The 19139-nt window shown below is 68.0% G+C and carries 17 protein-coding genes and 2 pseudogenes; 15 read left to right on the top strand and 4 right to left on the bottom strand.

All coding sequences use genetic code 11. From position 1 onward, the window contains the following. Window positions 1–147 precede the first annotated feature (147 nt). The 8 genes and pseudogenes from BMZ83_RS10435 to BMZ83_RS10470 form a co-directional block, all read left to right on the top strand. Entirely contained in the window at window positions 148–960 is an 813-nt protein-coding gene (locus tag BMZ83_RS10435) for an aminoglycoside N(3)-acetyltransferase (protein WP_074878395.1), read from the top strand. Window positions 961–1007: 47 nt separating this feature from the next. Continuing rightward, complete coding sequence (locus BMZ83_RS10440) at window positions 1008–3770, top strand: AAA domain-containing protein (protein ID WP_074878396.1); 2763 nt, start codon at window positions 1008–1010, stop codon at window positions 3768–3770. Window positions 3771–3912: 142 nt separating this feature from the next. After that, window positions 3913–5097, top strand: a complete 1185-nt coding sequence (locus BMZ83_RS10445; protein WP_174955793.1) for a tubulin/FtsZ family protein — start codon at window positions 3913–3915, stop codon at window positions 5095–5097. A gap of 15 nt (window positions 5098–5112) precedes the next feature. Further along, a complete protein-coding gene (gene cofC, locus BMZ83_RS10450; protein WP_074878397.1) occupies window positions 5113–5724 on the top strand; it encodes a 2-phospho-L-lactate guanylyltransferase in 612 nt (203 codons plus the stop codon). A 70-nt stretch (window positions 5725–5794) separates the two neighbouring features. Next, window positions 5795–5989, top strand: coding sequence for a hypothetical protein (locus BMZ83_RS10455; protein ID WP_074878399.1), 195 nt, complete (start codon window positions 5795–5797; stop codon window positions 5987–5989). 34 nt (window positions 5990–6023) lie between these two features. After that, window positions 6024–7196, top strand: coding sequence for a 7,8-didemethyl-8-hydroxy-5-deazariboflavin synthase subunit CofG (cofG, locus tag BMZ83_RS10460; RefSeq protein ID WP_074878401.1), 1173 nt, complete (start codon window positions 6024–6026; stop codon window positions 7194–7196). Window positions 7197–7285: 89 nt separating this feature from the next. After that, window positions 7286–8155 (top strand): mechanosensitive ion channel family protein, encoded by an 870-nt coding sequence (locus BMZ83_RS10465; protein WP_074878403.1) that lies wholly within the window; start codon window positions 7286–7288, stop codon window positions 8153–8155. 157 nt (window positions 8156–8312) lie between these two features. Then, window positions 8313–8636, top strand: a pseudogene (locus BMZ83_RS10470) (RNA-guided endonuclease TnpB family protein); the annotation flags it as partial. A 61-nt stretch (window positions 8637–8697) separates the two neighbouring features. Here the strand turns inward: BMZ83_RS10470 and BMZ83_RS10475 are convergent. Then, window positions 8698–9933, bottom strand: coding sequence for an RNA-guided endonuclease TnpB family protein (locus tag BMZ83_RS10475; RefSeq protein WP_074878405.1), 1236 nt, complete (start codon window positions 9931–9933; stop codon window positions 8698–8700). Between the two features lie 54 nt (window positions 9934–9987). Between BMZ83_RS10475 and BMZ83_RS16885 the strand changes: the two genes are divergently transcribed. Further along, a complete protein-coding gene (locus BMZ83_RS16885; RefSeq protein ID WP_166623261.1) occupies window positions 9988–10125 on the top strand; it encodes a hypothetical protein in 138 nt (45 codons plus the stop codon). 74 nt (window positions 10126–10199) lie between these two features. Then, window positions 10200–10682, top strand: a pseudogene (locus tag BMZ83_RS10480) (RNA-guided endonuclease InsQ/TnpB family protein); the annotation flags it as partial. Between the two features lie 75 nt (window positions 10683–10757). Here BMZ83_RS10480 and cofH read toward each other — a convergent pair. Continuing rightward, window positions 10758–12107, bottom strand: coding sequence for a 7,8-didemethyl-8-hydroxy-5-deazariboflavin synthase subunit CofH (gene cofH / locus BMZ83_RS10485; protein ID WP_074878407.1), 1350 nt, complete (start codon window positions 12105–12107; stop codon window positions 10758–10760). Window positions 12108–12276: 169 nt separating this feature from the next. Here cofH and BMZ83_RS10490 point away from each other — a divergent pair, with 169 nt between their 5' ends. From BMZ83_RS10490 to BMZ83_RS10505, 4 genes are all read left to right on the top strand, one after another. Then, a complete protein-coding gene (locus BMZ83_RS10490; RefSeq protein WP_074878409.1) occupies window positions 12277–13317 on the top strand; it encodes a phosphoribosylaminoimidazolesuccinocarboxamide synthase in 1041 nt (346 codons plus the stop codon). Between the two features lie 524 nt (window positions 13318–13841). Beyond that, window positions 13842–14609 carry an outer membrane protein assembly factor BamB family protein gene (locus BMZ83_RS10495; RefSeq protein WP_074878411.1) on the top strand — a complete coding sequence of 256 codons (768 nt, stop codon included), beginning with the start codon at window positions 13842–13844 and terminating at the stop codon, window positions 14607–14609. Window positions 14610–14710: 101 nt separating this feature from the next. Continuing rightward, window positions 14711–15103: an IS200/IS605-like element ISNph5 family transposase gene (gene tnpA, locus BMZ83_RS10500; protein WP_074878413.1), complete on the top strand. Its 393-nt coding sequence runs from the start codon at window positions 14711–14713 to the stop codon at window positions 15101–15103. A 1-nt stretch (window position 15104) separates the two neighbouring features. After that, window positions 15105–16361, top strand: a complete 1257-nt coding sequence (locus BMZ83_RS10505; protein ID WP_074878415.1) for an RNA-guided endonuclease TnpB family protein — start codon at window positions 15105–15107, stop codon at window positions 16359–16361. Window positions 16362–16436: 75 nt separating this feature from the next. Here BMZ83_RS10505 and BMZ83_RS10510 read toward each other — a convergent pair whose 3' ends face one another. Beyond that, window positions 16437–16691 (bottom strand): hypothetical protein, encoded by a 255-nt coding sequence (locus tag BMZ83_RS10510; protein ID WP_074878418.1) that lies wholly within the window; start codon window positions 16689–16691, stop codon window positions 16437–16439. Between the two features lie 110 nt (window positions 16692–16801). On the opposite strand from BMZ83_RS10510, the gene BMZ83_RS10515 reads away from it, so the two are divergent. Next, on the top strand, window positions 16802–17884 hold the full coding sequence (locus tag BMZ83_RS10515) for an aromatic ring-hydroxylating oxygenase subunit alpha (RefSeq protein ID WP_074878419.1): 1083 nt from the start codon (window positions 16802–16804) through the stop codon (window positions 17882–17884). A 10-nt stretch (window positions 17885–17894) separates the two neighbouring features. Here the strand turns inward: BMZ83_RS10515 and BMZ83_RS10520 are convergent, their stop codons facing one another. Beyond that, complete coding sequence (locus BMZ83_RS10520) at window positions 17895–19136, bottom strand: MFS transporter (RefSeq protein WP_074878421.1); 1242 nt, start codon at window positions 19134–19136, stop codon at window positions 17895–17897. Between the last annotated feature and the right edge of the window lie 3 nt (window positions 19137–19139).

Raw genomic sequence — 19139 nt, forward strand, 5'->3', positions numbered from 1 at the left:
TAACGGCGGTGTGGCCCCGCCATCGGCCTGTCATGCCGACAGGCCGTAAACCAGTAAATATCCCAACCCAGCGGTGCGGTGCCGTGGGAAGCCTCTCCGTTTACGGCGAGGAGGAGGTCACACCGCCCGGGACACCCGACCCCAAAGATGGACGAACACGCCGCGGTCGACGCCGTCGACGACCCCGTCACGGTCGACCGCATCGCCGCCGATCTCCGCGAACTGGGCGTCGACGCGGGCGACACCCTCCTCGTCCACAGCGCGCTCTCGGAACTCGGCTGGGTGGCGGGCGGCCCCCAGGCCGTCGTCGACGCGCTCCAGCGCGTGGTCACCGAGTCCGGGACCGTCGTCGTGCCGACCCACTCGACGCAGTACAGCGACCCGTCGGTCTGGACGAGCCCCCCGGTGCCGGACGACTGGATCCCACAGATCCGCGAGTCGATGCCGCCGTACCGGCCGGCGGTGACGCCGACGCGCTCGATGGGTGCAGTGGCGGAGTGTTTCCGGGACTACCCGGGTACTCGACGAAGCCGGCACCCGCTCTACTCCTTCGCCGCGTGGGGCGCCGACGCCGAGGCGGTCGCCGACGACCACCGCCTCGAGAACGGGATGGGCGAGCACTCCCCGCTCGCCCGAGTGTACGAGCGCGACGGCTCGGTGCTCCTGCTCGGCACGGGCCACGGGACGAACACCTCGCTCCATCTCGCGGAGTACCGCGCCGAGGTCGACGCCGAGGAGACCACCGCGGGTGCGCCAGTCCTCCGCGACGGTGAACGCGAGTGGGTCGAGTGGGAGGACATCGAGCACGACAGCAGCGACTTCCCGGAGATCGGTGCGGCGTTCGAGCGTGAACGTCCCGATGCGGTGACCGAGGGCGAGGTGGGTGCGGCGACGGCCAAACTAGTCGATCAGCCGGCACTCGTCGACTTCGCCGTCGAGTGGCTCGCCGCTACCCGCTGAGCGCTTGCACCGACACCGTTTACCCCGACCGACCACTGCCTCCCACAATGCGAATTCGGGGCCCTATCGTCGACGTGGCCGAACCGCGGACCGCGGGCGGCGCCGACCTCGTCGAGCTCACGATCCGGCCCGAGCGCGGCGCCGCCGACCCCACCACGGTGACGCTGTGGAACAAGTGGTCGGAGACCGCCGAGTACGCCGAGGAGGGGATGGAGCTGCTCGTCACCGACGCCGACGAGGACGAGTTCCGCGGCGAGACGACCTACGAGACCACCCCCGACTCGTGGGTCGTCCTCGAACCCGAGTTCCTCGTCGACGTGACCGCCGTCCGCTCGTGGGTGCAGTGCCCCCGGATGTACTACCTGAACAAGCTCTCCGGGGTGCCGCTGAAGTACCCCGTCGTGAAGGGGACCGTCGTCCACGAGGTGTTCGGCGACCTCCTGCGCGGCCGCGACCTCGACGACGCCATCGAGCACCGCGTCGGCGAGGCCGGCCTCGAACTCGGCGCGCTCGGCTACGACCGCGATGAGGTCGAGAACGAGGTGCGCAGGAACGCCGCCGCCGTCGAGGGGTGGCTCCAGCAGGGCACGCTCACCGAGGAGGACACCTGGCGCTCCGAGTACACGCTCATCTCCCCCACCTTCGGCCTCAAGGGCCGCGCCGACGCGCTGCGCCGGGGGATGCCCGTCGAACTCAAGACCGGGAAGAACACCAAACGCGAGCCGCGCTTCCAGGACAAGATGCAGGCGGCCTGCTACGCGCTGATGCTGGAGGAGCAGGGCGTCGACGCCGACACCGGGACGCTGCTCTACACCAAGAACACCGCGCTCGAACGCGCCGAGGAGACCGGCGACCTCTCGCCCGCCAAGGAGTTCTCGGTCGGCCCCGGCCTGCTGAAGTTCGTCGTCCGAACCCGGAACGAACTGGCGGCGATGGAGTTCGACGCCTCGGTCCCCACGGGGTTCGAGGCCGACGCCAACTGCCAGTACTGCTTCGAGCAGGACACCTGCATGGTCGTCTCCGGGCGCCTCGATCAGGAGTCGAAAGCCGGCCAGATCGGCCAGGCTCTCCCGCCCGAGGAGCGCGCGTACTTCGAGGGGTTCTACCAGTCCATCGAGGCCGAGCGCCGCGAGGTCCACGCCGAGTACCGCAAACTCTGGGAACAGGGCGCGCAGGAACGCGCCGACGACGACCGAGCCCTCATCGACCTCGAACCGATCGACCGCGAGGAGATCCCGGGCGGGCGCTGGCGCCTCCGAGCCCGGAAACCGGACGACGCCGTCTCGAAGCTCCGCGAGGGCGACGTGGCGCTCGCGAGCGACGGCGACCCCGTCTCCGGGCACGCGGAACTCTGCCGGATCCAGTCGCTCGGAACCGGGAAATCCGGCGCCGAGATCGTCGTCGAGGCCGACGAACCCGTCGACGTGCGTCGGCTCGACGTGTACCCCTCCGAACTCTCGGTCGACCGGATGCTGACCGCGCTCCACGACGGCGTGCTGACGGGCGACCCGGACCGGAAGGACGTGCTGTTCGGCCGCCGGGAGCCCGAGTTCACGGGGCCCGAGCGGGAGTACATCGACAACAACGACGCCCAGAACGAGGCGGTCAACCTCGCGACCCGCGCGGAGGACTTCGCGCTGGTCCACGGCCCGCCCGGGACCGGGAAGACCTACACCATCGCCCGGACGGTGCAGGCCATGATCGAGCAGGGCGAGCGCGTGCTGCTCTCGGCGTTCACCAACCGCGCGGTCGACAACGCGCTCGAAGCGGTGCTGGAGCAGGGCGTCGACGAGAGCGAGATCGTCCGGGTCGGCACCGAGTCCGGGATCCGCGAGGACATGCAGGACCTCCACTTGGAGCAGGCCGGCGACCCCGGCGACCGGATTGCGGAGCTCCGGGATGCCTCGCTCGTGGCGGCGACGACCGCCTCCTGTGGCTCGCGGGTGATGCGCGAGGAGGCGTTCGACGTGGCGCTGGTCGACGAGGCCTCACAGCTGACCGAGCCGGCGACGCTGGCGGCGATCAACCTCGCCGACCGGTTCGTGCTCGTCGGCGACCACGAACAGCTCCCCCCGGTCGTGCAGGCCGAGGGCGGCGAGGCCTGGAGCAGCGAGTACGGGCTGGCGGAAGCCGACGGCGGCACCGCGACCGGCGGAGGCGCCGACGCCGCCGTCGACGACCAGCCCGCCCGCCTCGACCTCTCGACCTCGCTGTTCGAGCGCCTGCACGATCTCGCCCCTGGGGCGTCAGTGCTGTTGGACCGCCAGTATCGGATGGCCCAGCGGATCCAGGCGTTCCCCTCGCGGGAGTTCTACGACGGCGCGCTCCGGCCGGCGAACGGGGCCGTGGCGGCCCAGCGACTGTCGGACCTCGACGGCGTCGACGCCGACGCGCTCCCTCCCGAACTGCGTGATCCCGTCGCCTTCGTCGATCCCGACGGCGAACGTGTGGGCAACACCAACCCCGCGGAGGCCGACCGCGTCGCCGAGATCGTCGACCGGTTCGTCGCCGCGGGCGTCGATCCGGACGACATCGGCGTGATCGCGCCGTTCCGCGCGCAGGTCGCGGAGATCTCCCGGCGCGTCGACGCCACCGTCGACACGGTCGACCGGTTCCAGGGGTCGAGCGAGGAGGTGATCGTCGTCTCCTTCGTCGCCACGGGCGACCTCGACGGCCCGATCTACGACGACCCGCGGCGGATGAACGTCGCGCTCACGCGGGCGAAGAAGTCGCTCGTCCTCGTCGGCGATCCGGGGGCGCTCGCTTCGGAGCCGTTCTACTCGGGCATGCTCGACTGGGCGCGGAGATAGACCAAACGCGTCAGTTTCTGGAAATAAACGGAGGAACCCGGGGCGGGTTCCCCGCCGTATCCCGGCAAGCCCCGGGGTCGGCCCACAAGCCTTTTGTTCGGCATCCCCGTGACTCTCGACCAACGATGAGGGGAGCGCACGTATGAAACTGGCAATGATCGGGTTCGGCCAGGCTGGGGGCAAGATCGTCGACAAGTTCGTCGGCTACGACGCCGAGCAGGGCTCGAACATCGTCCGCGCGGCCGTGGCCGTCAACACCGCGAAAGCGGACCTGATGGGCCTCGAGAACATCCCGGAGAGCCAACGGGTGCTCATCGGGCAGTCCCGGGTGAAGGGCCACGGCGTCGGCGCCGACAACGAACTCGGCGCGGAGATCGCCGAGGAGGACATGGACGAAGTGCAGGGCGCCATCGACTCCATCCCGGTCCACGAGGTCGACGCCTTCCTCGTGATCGCCGGGCTGGGCGGTGGCACCGGCTCGGGCGGCGCGCCCGTCATCTCGAAGCACCTCAAGCGCATCTACACCGAACCCGTCTACGGCATGGGGATCCTGCCGGGCTCGGACGAGGGGGGGATCTACACCCTCAACGCGGCGCGCTCCTTCCAGACGTTCGTCCGCGAGGTGGACAACCTCCTCGTGTTCGACAACGACGCGTGGCGGAAGACCGGCGAGTCCGTCCAGGGCGGCTACGACCAGATCAACGACGAGATCGTCAAGCGATTCGGCATCCTGTTCGGCGCCGGCGAGGTCGAACAGGGCGGCGAGGTCGCCGAAAGCGTGGTCGACTCCTCGGAGATCATCAACACGCTCGCGGGCGGCGGCGTCTCCACCGTCGGCTACGCCCGCGAGGAGGTCGAGAACACCGGCGGCGGCAACGGCGGCCTGCTCTCGCGGCTCACCGGCGGCGAGGAGGAGGACGAACTCGACACCGCCCACACGACCAACCGCATCACCAGCCTCGTGCGGAAGGCCGCGCTGGGGCGGCTCACGCTCCCCTGTGAGATCGAGGGCACCGAACGCGCGCTGCTCGTGATGGCCGGCCCGCCGAAGTACCTCAACCGGAAAGGCATCGAGCGCGGGCGGAAGTGGCTCGAGGAGCAGACCGGGTCGATGGAGGTCCGCGGCGGCGACTACCCCGTCCGCGGGGCGAACTTCGTCGCCGGCGTGATCCTGCTGTCGGGCGTGAACAACGTCCCGCGGATCAAGGAGCTCCAGCAGGTCGCGATCGAGGCCCAGGACAACATCGAGGACATCCGCGACGAGAGCGACGAGAACCTCGAGGAGCTCGTCAACGACGACGACGACGAGCTCGAGTCGCTGTTCTGACCACGCCCTCCCCTCGTGCGCGTCGTCGTTCCGTTTTCTACCGACCGACCGAAGACGCGGCTGGCAGAGGTGCTCACGCCCGACGAGCGACGCGAGTTCGCCGAGGCGATGCTCGCCGACGTGCTTGACGCGCTCGACGCCGTCGACCGCGATCTCGACGTGACGGTGCTCGCGACCGATTCAGTCGACGTGGACGCGCCGGTCGTCGTCGACGACCGCCCGCTGACTACCGCCGTGAACGACTGCCTCGATTCGGTGCCGACCGCGGTGGTGATGGCCGACCTCGCGATCGCGACTCCCGACGCGCTGTCCGACCTCCTCGACTCGGCGGCCGACCTCGCGATCGCGGCCGGCCTCGGCGGCGGCACGAACGCCTTCCTCGCCCGCAACTCGACGTTCCACGTCGACTACCACGGCGCCTCCTACCGCGACCACCTCGAGATCGCCGACGAGGCCGAGCTCTCGGTCCGGGAGGTCGACTCCCGCCTGCTCGCGGTCGACATCGACGAGCCCGAGGACCTCGCGGAGGTGCTGCTCCACGGCGACGGCGCCGCGCTGGACTGGCTCGTGGACGCGGGGTTCGAACTGGATGTGGGTGGTGGGCGGGTCGAAGTCGTTCGGGAGTGACTTCGGGAGGAAAGCGTTTTGCAGCAGCAGTCGGTGTATCGGGACAGACGCCTCTCGAAGCGAACGATCTATGGACCGAACCGCTAGCGACGATCGCAAACAGGCGATTGCCGGACTATACTACGACGGAAAGATCAGTTTCGAGGAGGTACGGGACCAGCTCGGTCGGGAAGAAGCCGAGAACATCCGAATCCTCGACCAGCAGTTGAGCGAAGAGTGCGTCGAGGAAGTCGCAGCCGAGTTGGCCGAATCAAATCCCGAGTGAAACCTTCATACTCGTCCCCCTGCCACCTCCGGGCGTGATCCCGGGCGCCGACGAGTACGACATCGACCTCTCGATCCCCGAGGAGGCGATCGACCGCCTGCTCGACGTGACGCCCAACGATGTGGACGCCGCCGACGCGCTCACCTTCTCCCGGAACGTGTTCATCCCGCTCACCACGGCCTGTCGCTACACCTGCACCTACTGCACCTACTACGACGTTCCGGGCGAGGCGACGCTGATGTCGCCCGCGGAGATCCGCGAGGAGTGTCGCATCGGCGCCGACGCCGGCTGTACGGAGGCGCTGTTCACCTTCGGCGACGACCCCGACGACCGCTACACCGAGATCCACGACCAGTTGGCCGAGTGGGGCCACGACTCGATCCACGAGTACCTGCGCGAGGCCTGCGAGATCGCCCTCGAGGAAGGTCTGCTCCCCCACTCCAACCCCGGCGACCAGACCCGCGAGCAGATGGCCGAGGTCGCCGACGTGAACGCCTCGATGGGCGTGATGCTGGAGACGACCGCGGACGTGCGCGCCCACTCGGGCGGACGCCGGAAGAACCCCGGCCAGCGGCTCAACACGATCCGGAACGCCGGCGAACTGGGGGTGCCGTTCACCACGGGGATCCTCGTCGGCATCGGCGAGGACTGGCGCGACCGCGCCGAGAGCCTGCTGGCGATCCGCGCGCTCCACGAGCGCTACGACCACGTCCAGGAGGTGATCGTCCAGAACGTCGTGCCCAACGAGCGCTCGAACTTCGAGCAGCCCGACGTGGCGACGATGCGCCGCGCGGTGGCGATGGCCCGCGCCGCGCTCCCCGAGGAGGTCTCGGTGCAGGTGCCGCCGAACCTCTCGCCCGCCCGCGAGCTGCTCGACTGCGGCGTCGACGACCTCGGCGGCGTCTCGCCGGTCACGGACGACTACATCAACCCCGACTACGAGTGGCCCGCGCTGCGGGAACTGGGCGACATCGCCGACGAGGCGGGCGTGCCGCTGTACGAGCGCCTGCCGACGTACGACCGCTACCTGTCGAGCGGCCTGCGCCGCGAGGGGTTCGACGGTCGGGTCGCCGACGCTCCGGATGCGGACAGGGGCGACGGCTGGCTCCCGCCCGCCGTTTGCGAGCGCGTCGACGCCGACGACGCCCACGGCGCGCGGTTCCGGTCGGTGGCTCGCCGCGACGGCCCGCTCTCGGTGCCGGAGTAGCCGGTTCCGGGGCGCGGGAAGGAACGGGCCCGAACGCCGCCGCTCCGGAGCCAGTAGCTCTTTGCGGGGGGCGATGTTGAGTCACCCGCATGGATCCACTCACGACGCTCCAGTTCGGGCTCGGCGGCGAACTGTTCGGCGTCTCGCTGTCGGCGCTGGCCGGGCAGGCGATCGCGTTCGTCCTCGGCTTCCTCGCGACGTGGGCGCTCGGGCGGCTCGTCCTGGTCCCGCTGTTGGTTCGCCTGCTGCAGGCGCGCGGGTTCACCGAGGCGCTCCGCAGCCTGACCAAAAGCATCGCCAACGCGCTGGTGCTGTTCGCGGCCGTCGCCGTCGCGTTCATGGCCGCGGGGTTCCCGAGCTTCCTCACCGCGGCCGCGACGCTCTCTGGCGCGCTCGCGCTGGCGGTCGGCTTCGCCGCCCAGGACCTCGTCGGCAACTTCGTCGCCGGCGTGTTCATCATAAAGGACAAACCGTTCGAGGTGGGCGACTGGATCGAGTGGAGCGGCAACTCCGGCCGCGTCGAGCAGATCGACCTCCGGGTCTCGACGGTCCGGACGTTCGACAACGAGCGCATCACCGTCCCCAACAGCGACCTCGCGAACAACGCGATCACCAACCCCGTGGCCTACGAGCGCCTGCGACAGAAGTTCGTCTTCGGCATCGGCTACGACGACGACATCGACCTGGCCCGCGAGGCGATCGTCGAGGAGATCGGCGCCGTCGACGGCGTGCTCGACGAGCCCGAGCCGACCACCCGCGTCACCGAACTCGGCGACTCCGCGGTGGGCATCCAGGCGCGGTTCTGGATCGACAACCCCGACCGCGGCGACTACGTCGCGGTCCGCAGCGACGCGGTCCAACAGGTGAAAGAGCGCTTCGACGACGAGGGGATCGACATGCCCTACGTCCACCGTCAGCTGGTCGGCGAGGTCGACGTGACCGAGCGCGCCGAGTCCTAGCTCAGTCCAGCATAACACAAGGTGGAGCCTCCGGCCTCAAGGAGCGACCGAAGAGAGCGAGTAGGCCGGAGAGGAAACCGACATGGTACGACACAAACGGCGCACTCCGACCCGCTGACTCTCGAACATAAAAGTACCGTCGGAATCTCTCTGAAGTATGGGTGTGCGTCGAACTGCCGTCGTGAAACTCGCCGTTTCCGACGAGCAACGCGACGTACTTCACCGAACCGCCGAGCAATACCTGTACTGCGCGAACCGAACCGCCGACTACTGTTGGTCGGACACCTCCTACACCGAGTGTCAGACCAACAAGCGGGAGGTTCGTGACGCGCTTTACTCCGAACTCCGCAAGGAGACGGACCTACAGGCACAACTCGTCCAAGCCGCGATACGTCGCGCAGTCGAAGCCGTCAAAGGCGTTATCGAACGCTGGAAGAAGGAACAGCGAGTCTCTTGTCCCACGTTCACTGCCGAAACGGTGACATCCTCCTCGCCGTGAACGGCGAGGCTTCCCCTACGAGGGGAATCCAGCTTGGCAGGTTTCAGTCCGAGTCGGCCGCGAGCCTCATCTGCGAGGATTTCTCGCTCGTCTCGCGGGGGACTGTGGCGCTGTCACAGGCGCTCCCGTCCCGAGGCGAGTCATCGCGTCCGGGTTCCCAACGGACGCTCTCTCCCCACGGGTTAGCGCGGCGGGCGATATTCGCCGCCGCGTTGATGTCTGCTTGGAACTCCGAGACGTGGCAGTCGTCGTGCGGACACACGAACTCCGCTTGCTCATCCCGCCGACCGAGACGGCCGCAAGCGTGGCACGTCTGCGAGGTGTACGCCGCGTTGACGTACTCGACGCGAATCCCTGCCTCGGTCGCTTTGTCTTCGATGCGACCCTGCAAGCGGGCGAATGCCCAGTTGTGGAGGCGGCGATTCATCCACTTCCCGTAGTCGAGATACTCGCGGATGTACGACAAGTCTTCGAGGACGATAACCGCGTCCTCGAACTGTCGGGCATATTCGACGGCCTCCCGAGACGCCTTCTCGACAATATCTGTCAGGGCGTTCTGGTAGTGCTCGAATCGTTCGTCAATCCGCCACTGGGCGGCGTCACGCTCTTGCAGTCGCTTGAGCGTGGTATGCATCTCTTTGCGAAGGTGTCGCGCTCGACTGCCGCTGACGAGCATCGGCTTCCGTGGCACGTCGCGTTTGAGGGCACAGCCCGTGATCAACGCGCTCTCGCCGACGTCGAAGCCGATGTACGTCGGGTCGTCCGGCTCGGTCGGTTCTTCGACCGAGTATTCGACGGTGACGTGCAACTCCCACGACGTGCGGTGTCGCTGAAGGCGTAGTTCGCCCGCCGTCGCGTCGCCGTCAAGCAGGTCGAACCAGAGTGATTCCTGTTCGGGATTGATCTGAAGCGGAATCCAGAAGTTCGTCCCGCGACCGGGTTGCGGAACCTGCCAGACGAAGCCGTGGTCGCGCTCCGGCGAGTGGTCGAATGTGGCCGCTCGATTGACGAGCCGAGCTGGATGCTCGTCGTCCAACTCCTCGGCGTTGTACGTATCCCGAAGCTTCGGGACGTAGGACTTGAGCGCGTCCTTGGCCTGATACGGCAGGTGGTAGGGCGTCACGATGTCGTTGACGGCAGACATCGTGTTCGCCCCCGCGTCGAATGCGTCGTGGAGTGCGTCGCGGTAGGTGTCCAAGAGGCGCTGTAGGCGTTGCTCTTTGCCCGTGGTGGGCGTTGCGAGCGTGGCCTGTAGCGTCTTCGTCACCGTCTCGGACACACTACCCAACAGGCGACCGACACACATAAACGTAACGTTGGTGTAACATCATGCATGAAGTACGTCAAGATAGAGTTCGAGGACGAATCACAGTACGAGATCCTGAAAGAGACGAAGAAGCGCCACGGTCTGACGTGGAAAGGAATGCTACTCCACGCGCAGAGGGATTTGGATTCCGACAGTGCCGATTGAGCGGTGGAAAGCGTAGTCAAGTGACGCGATTCCCCACCCGGCCTCAAGGCCGGGGTTCCCTCGCTGATTAAAGATGGCGGAAACAGTACATCCACACCGTCGCCAACGAACTTGTCATGGAGGCCGTCGAACACGACTGCGACGTAATCGTGTTTGAGGACTTAACCGACATACGCGATCGACTTCCGCAGGCGAAGTGGCACCACATCTGGGCGTTCCGACGCCTCTACGAGTACGTCTCCTTCAAAGCGCCCGAGCAGGGCGTCTCCGTGGAGCAAGTCGAGCCGAACCACACGTCCCAACGCTGTTCTCGGACGAACTGTGGGTTCACACACGAAGCGAACCGCCACGGAGAACACTTCGAGTGCCAGAAGTGCGGCTACGAAGTGAACGCGGACTACAACGCCGCGAAGAACATCGGGCTACGGTACGCTCGAAAGCGAACACACAGACTCCGTTCCTCGCCCAAGTCGGGGAGCGGAGACGCACCAGTAAACGTGCGTGTGAATGGTGGGACGTTGAACGGCAAGAGTCACCAGCCGATTGCTGGCGACTGATTGCCGGGAGTCCACATCAAAGCCCCCCCTCAAGGACCGAGGCGCGTATGCGCCGAGGGAGTAGGGTGGGGTAGTTTACTCCAGTAGCGGCGTCCCGTCGGCTTTCGGCCCGAGTTCCGGGCCGTACGGGCCGCCGTCCATCGGCACTCGCCGCGTCCGTTCGTAACCCGTCGAGCGCTCGGCCAGCGGGCGACCGATCGCGCTCACCATCTCGACGTAGTCCTCGACGCTGCGGAACTCGCCGTACTGGCCGCCGGCGCGCTTGGTGATCTCCTCGGAGAGGATCGTCCCCATGAAGTCGTCGGCGCCGCAGTTGAGCAGCTTCAGCCCGTGTTCGTCGCCGGACTTCACCCACGAGGACTGGATGTGCTCGACGTTGTCGAGGAAGAGCCGCGCGACGGCGACGAGCAGTTCGTCCTCGTCCCGGCTGGCGCCGGAGTCGACGACGCCGGCCTCGTACAGCGGCGTGTTCTGGTGGATGAACGAGAGCGGGACGAACTCCGTGATCGCGCCCGTGCGGTCCTGGAGGTCGCGGATCACCTGCAGGTGTTTCGCGCGGTGCATCTCGTTCTCGACGTGGCCGTACATCATCGTCGAGGTCAGCGGCAGGCCCGCGGCGGCGGCGCCCTCCATCGCGTCGACCCACTCGCCGGTGTCCATCTTCCCCGGGCAGATCACGTCCCGCACCTCGTCGACGAGGATCTCCGCGGCCGTGCCGGGCGCCGAATCGAGCCCGGCCTGGCGCAGTCGCCCGTAAATCGACTCGTAGGAGCGGTCGGTCCCGCGGCGCGCGTGGTACGCCTCCTCTGGCGTCATCGAGTGGACGTGGACGCCGCCGACGGACATCGCCTCCAGCTGCTCGACGTACGTTCCGGGATCGGTCGCGTAGCGCTCGGGCGGTTTGTAGTTTACCGTCCGGGCCGCGTCGTCGTACGTCTCCAGGATCTCGCGGTGCTCGTCGTCGAGCACGAACGCCGGGTGGAGCCCGGAGACGGAGGTGACCTCGTACACCCCGCGCTCGACGGCGTCGCGGACGGCTTCGCGGCTCTCCGCGGGCGTCTTGGTGAACCCCGTGTGCTCCACGTCGGCGTCTTTCTCGAACGCGCTGTCGGGGTTTTTGAAGTTACAGAACAGACAGCCGGTGTTGCACGCCGTGGTGACGTTGTTGTTGACGTTGGCGACGAACGTCACAACGTCGCCGACTTCCTCGGCGCGCCGGCGGTCCGCGAGTTCCAGGACGCGCTCCTTCCGGGCGGCGTCGATGCCCGGCGAGTCGGTGCCGGTCGTCAGCAGTTCGACGGCGTCGTCGACGGCGAGCCGGTTCCCGTCGGCGGCCTTCGCGAGCGCGTTCTCGAAGGACTGGTCGGTCTCGGGGACGTGCTCGAACTGGAGCGCCCCCTCGTCGAGGTCGGCCGCCGTGGTCATACAGGGAGGCGGCAGTCGAGCGCCAAAAACCGTCCGGTGGTGCGAGCGGTCGTCGATTCGCAGCGTCGTCGCCGGTGGAAACACACGACTGTGCATATCTCCACGTGAAACCGAGGGGTAGTGGCCACTGATGTGAAGATTGAAGGTGGGTCGCGCCCCGTCTCCAGGCGTGACCAGCGTCAAGGAGTTCCGCGTCGACCGGGAGCCGACCGACGACGCGCTGGGCCGCGGGCGCTTCGTCTTCACCGACGACTACTCCGTGTTCGACTGGGGGCCGATGCCCGACACGATCCCCGAGAAGGGCCGGAGCCTCTGTACGATGGGGGCGGACAACTTCGAGCGCCTCGGCGCGGCGGGGGTCCCGACCCACTACCGCGGCGTCGTCGACCCGGCCGAGGCCGCCGTCGACGACCCGCCGGTAGCCGACCTCGACGCCGTCGAGGGGCCGCCCCGGGAGATGGCGATCGACCTCACGGTCGTCGCCGAGCTCCCCCACGGCGACGACGGCTACGACTACGACGCCTTCCACGCGGCCACCGGGAGCCACTACCTCGTCCCCCTCGAGATCGTCTTCCGGAACGAGGTACCCGTCGGCTCCAGCCTCCGGAGCCGGAAGGAGCCGGAGGACGTGGGGCTCGACCGCCACCGCTGGCCCGACGAGGCCGTCTCGCTGCCCGAACCGATCGTCGAGTTCTCCACCAAGTTCGAGGAGCAGGACCGCTACCTCGACGCCGACGAGGCCGCCGAGATCGCCGGCCGCGCCGACCTCGACGCCCTCCGGGAGACCGCGCTGGCGGTGAACGACGCGATCACCGACCGCGCTGCCGAAACGGGGTTCGTCCACGAGGACGGCAAGATCGAGTGCCTCTGGGTCGACGGCGAGATCCGGGTCGCCGACGTGGCGGGCACGTTCGACGAGAACCGCTTCGCCTACGACGGTCAGGAGCTCTCGAAGGAGGTGCTGCGGCAGTTCTACAAGGCCTACGATCCCGACTGGGTGGCGGCGGTGAAGGACGCCAAAGCCGTCGCCCAGGCCGAGGGCGTCGCCGACTGGAAGTCCTCCTGCGACGAGTCGCCCGACCCCCTGCCCGCGGACGTACGCCGGACTGCCGGCGAGATGTACGCCGCCGGGACGAACGCCTACACCGGGACCGACTGGTTCGACGCGCCCGCCATCGAGGACGCCGTCGACGCCGTGCGGGACCTGTAGGACGGCGGTCTTTTTCACGGATCGACGACGACCTGTCGGCATGTCGCCCTCCACCGACGCCAGCGGCACCCCGGTCAGTCGCCGTGCTGCGCTCGCCACCGGCGTCGCCGCGGCCGCCGCGCTCGCCGGCTGTGCCGGCGTCGACGACATCCGCGACGCGATCAATCCCCGGACGTACGACAGCGACGCCGAACTCGGCGACCCGCCGGAGCCGTGGCCCACGCCGGGTCACGACGCGCTCCGGACCGGCTCCCGCGACACCGAGACGACGGTGTCGGAGGACCCCGCCATCGAGCGTGTCGGCCCCGGCGGCGGCGACTTCTACGAGCGGGCGCCGATGGTCGATAGCCAGGCCGTCTACGCGCCGGTCTGGAAACAGGCCGAGCCGGAGTACGTCCGAGCGTTCGTCGCGACGGGCCGCGACGGCGAGGCTCGCTGGCGCCACGACTGGTCAGAGAGCAGCGGCGCCGCCGCGCCGACGCTCCACGGCGGGACGGCGTTCCTGACCCGGGCTGGGGGGGACGATGGCCGTCGATCGCCGGACCGGCGAGATCCGGTGGACGTCCGCCGCCGGAACCGTCCCGAGCACGCCGACGGCCGTCGGCGACCGCCTCTACCTCGGCGGGAAATCGCTGCTGGCCCTCGACGGGGCGACCGGCGAACGGCTGTGGACTGCTGACGCGGTCCCGGCCCACGCCGGCGAACTCGCGGCGACCGAAGACACCGTCGTCGCCGCCAGCGACGGCACGCTGTTCGCGATCGACGCCGCCGACGGCTCGGTTCGCTGGCAGGCCGACCTCGATCAAGGCTCCTACGTCAGCCCGGTCGTCGGCGAGGACGTGGTCGCGCTGATGGGCAGCGACGGGCTGCTGCAGGTCCGCGCGCGTGCCGACGGGGGCGAACGCTGGACCGTCCAGTTCGATCGCGCCGCACAGGCCCCGCCCGCGATCGCCGACGACGTCGTCTACGCCGTCGACGAGGACCCCTACGCCTGCCGGGCCTACGACGCCGGTAGTGGCGAGGCGCTGTGGGACACGGATCTCGGCGTCGGGAGCGAGGACCGGCCCGCCGTGGATCCGGAGACGGTGTACGTCGCGAACCAGGACACGCTCGACTGTCTCGACCGGGCGACCGGCGAGATCCGACGGCGGATCCCGCTGGACCTCGACACGTTCTCCCAGCACGGCGTCGCGCTGGCCGACGACGCCGTGTTCCTGGTTGCCCAGCGCGACGGGGAGAGCGGCGTCTGTCTTGATTCAGCGAGAGAATCCCGCCGTTCACGGCGGGCGTGAATCGCGGAAGCTCGGTGCGACAGTCCACGTAGTTCTGCCGGCCGAATACCCAACGGCACAAGGATTATTGAGATTGGGTATCTTATATTTGGTGGGGCCAAATGGAGTATCACCTGCAATCCGGGTCGCACACGGTCTACGCGCTCCAATACCACTTCGTGACCGTCACGAAGTACCGCGCCGACATCCTCACTGATGAGCGGCTGGAGCGCGTGGCTGAAGTCGCTCACGAGATTGCAGAAGACTTCGAGGCCGACATCAAGAACGTGGACGGCGGCACCGACCACGTTCACATCCTGTTCACGACCAGACCCACCACCGACCTCACCAAGTTCATCAACTCGCTCAAGGGCGTCACATCCCGCCGGATTCGGCAGGAGTACCCTGAGGTGAAACAGACGCTCGAAGATGCGTTCTGGCAACCGGGATATTTCCTCGCCACGACCGGTCAAGTGAGCATCGACGTGCTGATGGACTACGTGGAAAACCAGTAGCATGACCGCGACAACCACGAAAACGCTGGAGGCCACGCTCGCCCCACCGACTACCCACAAAGAGCGCAAACTGTGCGACCTGCTCGACACTTACCGGGCAGGACTCCACGAGGCGTTCGAGGATGGGTGTAACACGATGACCGCCACCAGCGACGTGGTGACGCCCTACGACCTGCCGTACCAGGCGAAGGCGGCCCTGTGCAACTACGTCCCGCAACTGCACGGCACCTACGACGCCGAAGAGTTAGACGACGACCACCCGGTTCGGCTCACCAACCAAGCCGCCGAGTTCGACTACTCGCCGGACCGCGACTACGAGTTTACGTGGTGGGTGCCACAGCCCGGTCGCGGGACGAACTTCTGGATACCACTCCGTATCAATCCCGCTCAAGAAGAACTGTGGCACGACCTCGTGGACGGTGAGGCGTCGGCAGGCCAACTCCCCCTGCAACGCCACCGCACGTCGTGGACGCTTCACGTCACCGTCGAGTTTCCGGTCGAAGAACCGGACTACGAACCGACAGACGGCGATGTAACACCAGTCGGCTTCGACATTGGCGAAGCACACCTGCTCGCGGGCTGTGCCTGCGAGCAGGACACTCCGACCGATCCACTTCTCATCACCGGTGGCCGCGCTCGGCACCTCCGCAAAGAGATGTACACGACGCTCAAACGACTTCAAGAGCGTGACGCCTCCCAGTGGCGGATTGACGAACGGTTCGACCACTACCAGAACGCACTCACGGACATCATCGAGAAGGCGTCTCGGCAGGCCGTCGAGTACGCCTGCCGGTTCGAGAAGCCTGTGGTCGTGCTGGAAGACCTCTCGTACATCCGCGAAGACCTCGATTACGGCGAGTGGATGAACCGACGCCTCCACGCATGGGCGTTCGCTCGCCTCCAACAACGTATCGAAGACAAAGCACGAGAGGCCGGGCTTCCGGTCGAATACATCCGCCCAGAGTATACGAGCCAGACGTGCCACGAGTGCGGCCACGTCGGGTACCGGAACGGCGACGAGTTCCGGTGTACGAACGACGAGTGTTGGGTGTCGGAGTATCACGCAGACATCAACGCGGCGGTCAACATTGCTGACCGTCACGACCCGTGGGGTGAGAGCCTGCCGCTGAAACCGGCGGGCGATGACATTCCACGGGATGGGAGCGCCTGTGACAGCGCCGCGACCCCCACCGAGCAGAGCCAACCACGGCAGATGACGCTCGGCGAAGTCAGGTCGGAACCCTCTGCCGGTAGTTAGCCGGTATTCCCATGCAGGGAAGCCGCGCCGTTCACGGCGCGGAGGATGTCACCGAGTGGGCTGAGACGGCACTGACTACAGCAGGGAGGGGAGCACTAGCATCAGGAGGAAGAGATGCCAGACGATCGCCGCGTGGCGAGCCCGGGGCGTCGACTGGGGCGGGTTCCGGAAGATCGCGTCGTAGACGAACACCGTCGCGAGCAGCGCCCCGGCCAGTAGCCCCAGCCGGAACTCCACGTCGGTCACCACGCCGATGACCGAACCGCCGCCCAGCGAGACCGCGATCGCGAGTAGGATCTTGTCGTAGTAGCTGGGGAAGCGTAGTTCCATTACGGAGAACCTACGCGGTCCAGACTGAAAAGCAGTCGAACCGGTCCCCCGAGCGAGAACGAACCCGTCACCGAGCGTGACTTTTTACCGTGCTACTCCGTATCACGACTATGGCCCGCTGGACCGACGACCCGACCGAGCCGGTCGGGACCGGCATCGAGGAGGCCCGGACGCTCCCCGCGTCCGCGTACACCGACCAGGCGACCTTCGAGACCGAACAGGCGCGGATCTTCGCCGACTCCTGGCAGTATCTCGGCGACGCGTCCGGCCTCCGCGAGCCGGGTGACTACACCACCCACGAGATCGCGGGGCGGCCGCTGTTCGTGATGCGCCACGAGGACGGCGACCTGCGGGCGTTTTACAACGTCTGCGCCCACCGCGGGTCGAAGATGCTCGAGGGCGACGGGAACGCACGCCGCATCCGATGTCCCTACCACCACTGGACGTACACGCCCGACGGGTCGCTCGCGAGCACGCCCAAAGCGTTCACCCACGGCGTCCGGAACCAGGACGTCGACGAGCCCTGCGAGTACGACCCCGAGGAGAACGCGCTGAAGTCCGTCGCGGTGGAGACGGTCGGGCCGTTCGTCTTCGGTAACCTCGCGGCCGACCCGACGCCGTTCGACGAGGTGTACGAGGGCGTCGCCGACCAGGTCGCCGGCCACGGTCTCGCTGACCTCGAACGGGTCGAACGGATCGAACCGGAGCTCGACTGCAACTGGAAGGTAATGGTGAGCAACTACCTCGAGTGCGACCACTGCCACGCGAACCACCCGACGTTCGTCCAGAACGTCGACATGGACGAGTACCAGATCGAGGTTCACGACCGTCACTCCGTCCAGCACGGCCCGCTCGTCGACGGCGACGGCGAGTCGCGCTTTTACTACCTCTGGCCGAACTTCATGCTCAACATCTACGGCGACGGCGCCGGCTGTTCGGCCTACCGCGTCCACCCCGTCGACCGGGAGACGACCGTCGTCGTCGCCGACTACTACGCCGAGGACGGGGAGCGAACCGAGGCGTACGAGGAGATGTTCGCGACCAGCCAGCGACTCCAGGCGGAGGATTTCGAACTGGTCGAGCGCCAGCAGCAGGGTGTCGCCTCCGGCGCGTTCGCGCAGGGCCGGCTCGGCCCGAACGAGCACGCCGTCCACCACTTCCACCGGATGGTGGCGGCCGCGCTCGACGGCTGAGCCCGGACGCTCACTCGGCGACGACCGTCGCCAGCCAGCCCGTCACGAGGGTCCCCGCGAGGGCGACGACGCCGATCGCGCCGAAAGCCGCGCTCGGCCCAGTCACGTCGACGATGTAACCGAAGGCCGGCGGGGCGATCGCGCTGCCGAGCATCACGCCGACGCTGACCACGGCGAAGTTCGTCCCGACCGTGTCCTCCGCCGAGAGGCGGTCGGTCAGGCCGTCCCTGGCTGGCCCGGCGAGGCTCCGCGCGGCGCCGACGCCGAGCAGGGCACCCACGGCCACGATCGCCGGGACGAAGCCGGAGGCCAGCAGCGCGACGAACCCCGTGACCGCGGCGAAACTCGCCACCATCACGGGCCCGGGGGCGATCCTGTCGGTCAGGTCGCCGCCGAGGACGATGGCGACGGCGCCGACGACGAACAGCCCCGTGAGCGCCAGGTTCGCCGTGTCCGGCGCGACGTCGTACACCCGGTCGAGGAACACGACGGCGTAGGTGTTGACGCCCCACGACGCCGTCGAGGTCAGGAGTGCGAGCAGCGTGAGCCCCAGGATCCCCGGCGAGTTCGCCAGCGCGCGGAGGGCGGCGACGGCGCGGTCCCGCAGGGGTTCGTCGGCGTCAGCGTCGGCCGCCTCGGCGCCGACGTTCGGCCCCGTCACGTCGTCGGCGACGATGAACCGGAGCAGGACCGTGGCAACGATCGCGTAGACGAGGCCGAGCGCACCGATGGCGCCGACGGCGTGGCGCCACGTCAGCCCGGCGCCGGTGAACAGGTTGAACGTGACCGGCGGGGTGGCGAAGCCGAGGGCGCCGCCGACGCCGTACACCGAGAAGGCGCGGCCGCGGAGGCCGTCCGGGGTCGCGTCCGAGAGCAACGGATAGTGGGCGGGGTGGTGGCCGCCGACGCCGACGCCGACGAGCGCCTGACCGAGGACGAGCATCGGGAAGTTCGGCGCGACCGCGACGGCGAGCACCCCGAGCGCGCCCGCGACCGAGGAGAGCGCGAAGGCGATGGTCCGGTCCCTGGCGTCGGCGAGCCAGCCGAACGGAAGCTGGAACACGGTGTTGACCGCCCCCTGGACCCCGATGGCGACGCCGAGCATCGCCAGCGAGACGTCGAACTCCGTCGAGAGCGTCCCGAGTATCGGCGGGAAGAGCACGAGATACGCGTGGTTGACGTACTGCGAGCCGCTGACGAGGCCGACCACCGTCGCCGTCTCCTTCGACGCGTCACGGACGCGGGTCGCCATCAG

The sequence above is a fragment of the Halolamina pelagica genome (assembly GCF_900115675.1).
Classification (GTDB): Archaea; Halobacteriota; Halobacteria; order Halobacteriales; family Haloferacaceae; genus Halolamina; species Halolamina pelagica.

Coding starts and splice junctions, on each gene's coding strand:
- BMZ83_RS10435 (WP_074878395.1), top strand. CDS start 148: ATGGACGAACACGCCGCGGTCGACGCCGTCGACGACCCCGTCACGGTC.
- BMZ83_RS10440 (WP_074878396.1), top strand. CDS start 1,008: ATGCGAATTCGGGGCCCTATCGTCGACGTGGCCGAACCGCGGACCGCG.
- BMZ83_RS10445 (WP_174955793.1), top strand. CDS start 3,913: ATGAAACTGGCAATGATCGGGTTCGGCCAGGCTGGGGGCAAGATCGTC.
- BMZ83_RS10455 (WP_074878399.1), top strand. CDS start 5,795: ATGGACCGAACCGCTAGCGACGATCGCAAACAGGCGATTGCCGGACTA.
- BMZ83_RS10465 (WP_074878403.1), top strand. CDS start 7,286: ATGGATCCACTCACGACGCTCCAGTTCGGGCTCGGCGGCGAACTGTTC.
- BMZ83_RS16885 (WP_166623261.1), top strand. CDS start 9,988: ATGAAGTACGTCAAGATAGAGTTCGAGGACGAATCACAGTACGAGATC.
- cofH (WP_074878407.1), bottom strand. CDS start 12,107: ATGACCACGGCGGCCGACCTCGACGAGGGGGCGCTCCAGTTCGAGCAC.
- BMZ83_RS10495 (WP_074878411.1), top strand. CDS start 13,842: ATGGCCGTCGATCGCCGGACCGGCGAGATCCGGTGGACGTCCGCCGCC.
- tnpA (WP_074878413.1), top strand. CDS start 14,711: ATGGAGTATCACCTGCAATCCGGGTCGCACACGGTCTACGCGCTCCAA.
- BMZ83_RS10505 (WP_074878415.1), top strand. CDS start 15,105: ATGACCGCGACAACCACGAAAACGCTGGAGGCCACGCTCGCCCCACCG.
- BMZ83_RS10510 (WP_074878418.1), bottom strand. CDS start 16,691: ATGGAACTACGCTTCCCCAGCTACTACGACAAGATCCTACTCGCGATC.
- BMZ83_RS10515 (WP_074878419.1), top strand. CDS start 16,802: ATGGCCCGCTGGACCGACGACCCGACCGAGCCGGTCGGGACCGGCATC.
- BMZ83_RS10520 (WP_074878421.1), bottom strand. CDS start 19,136: ATGGCGACCCGCGTCCGTGACGCGTCGAAGGAGACGGCGACGGTGGTC.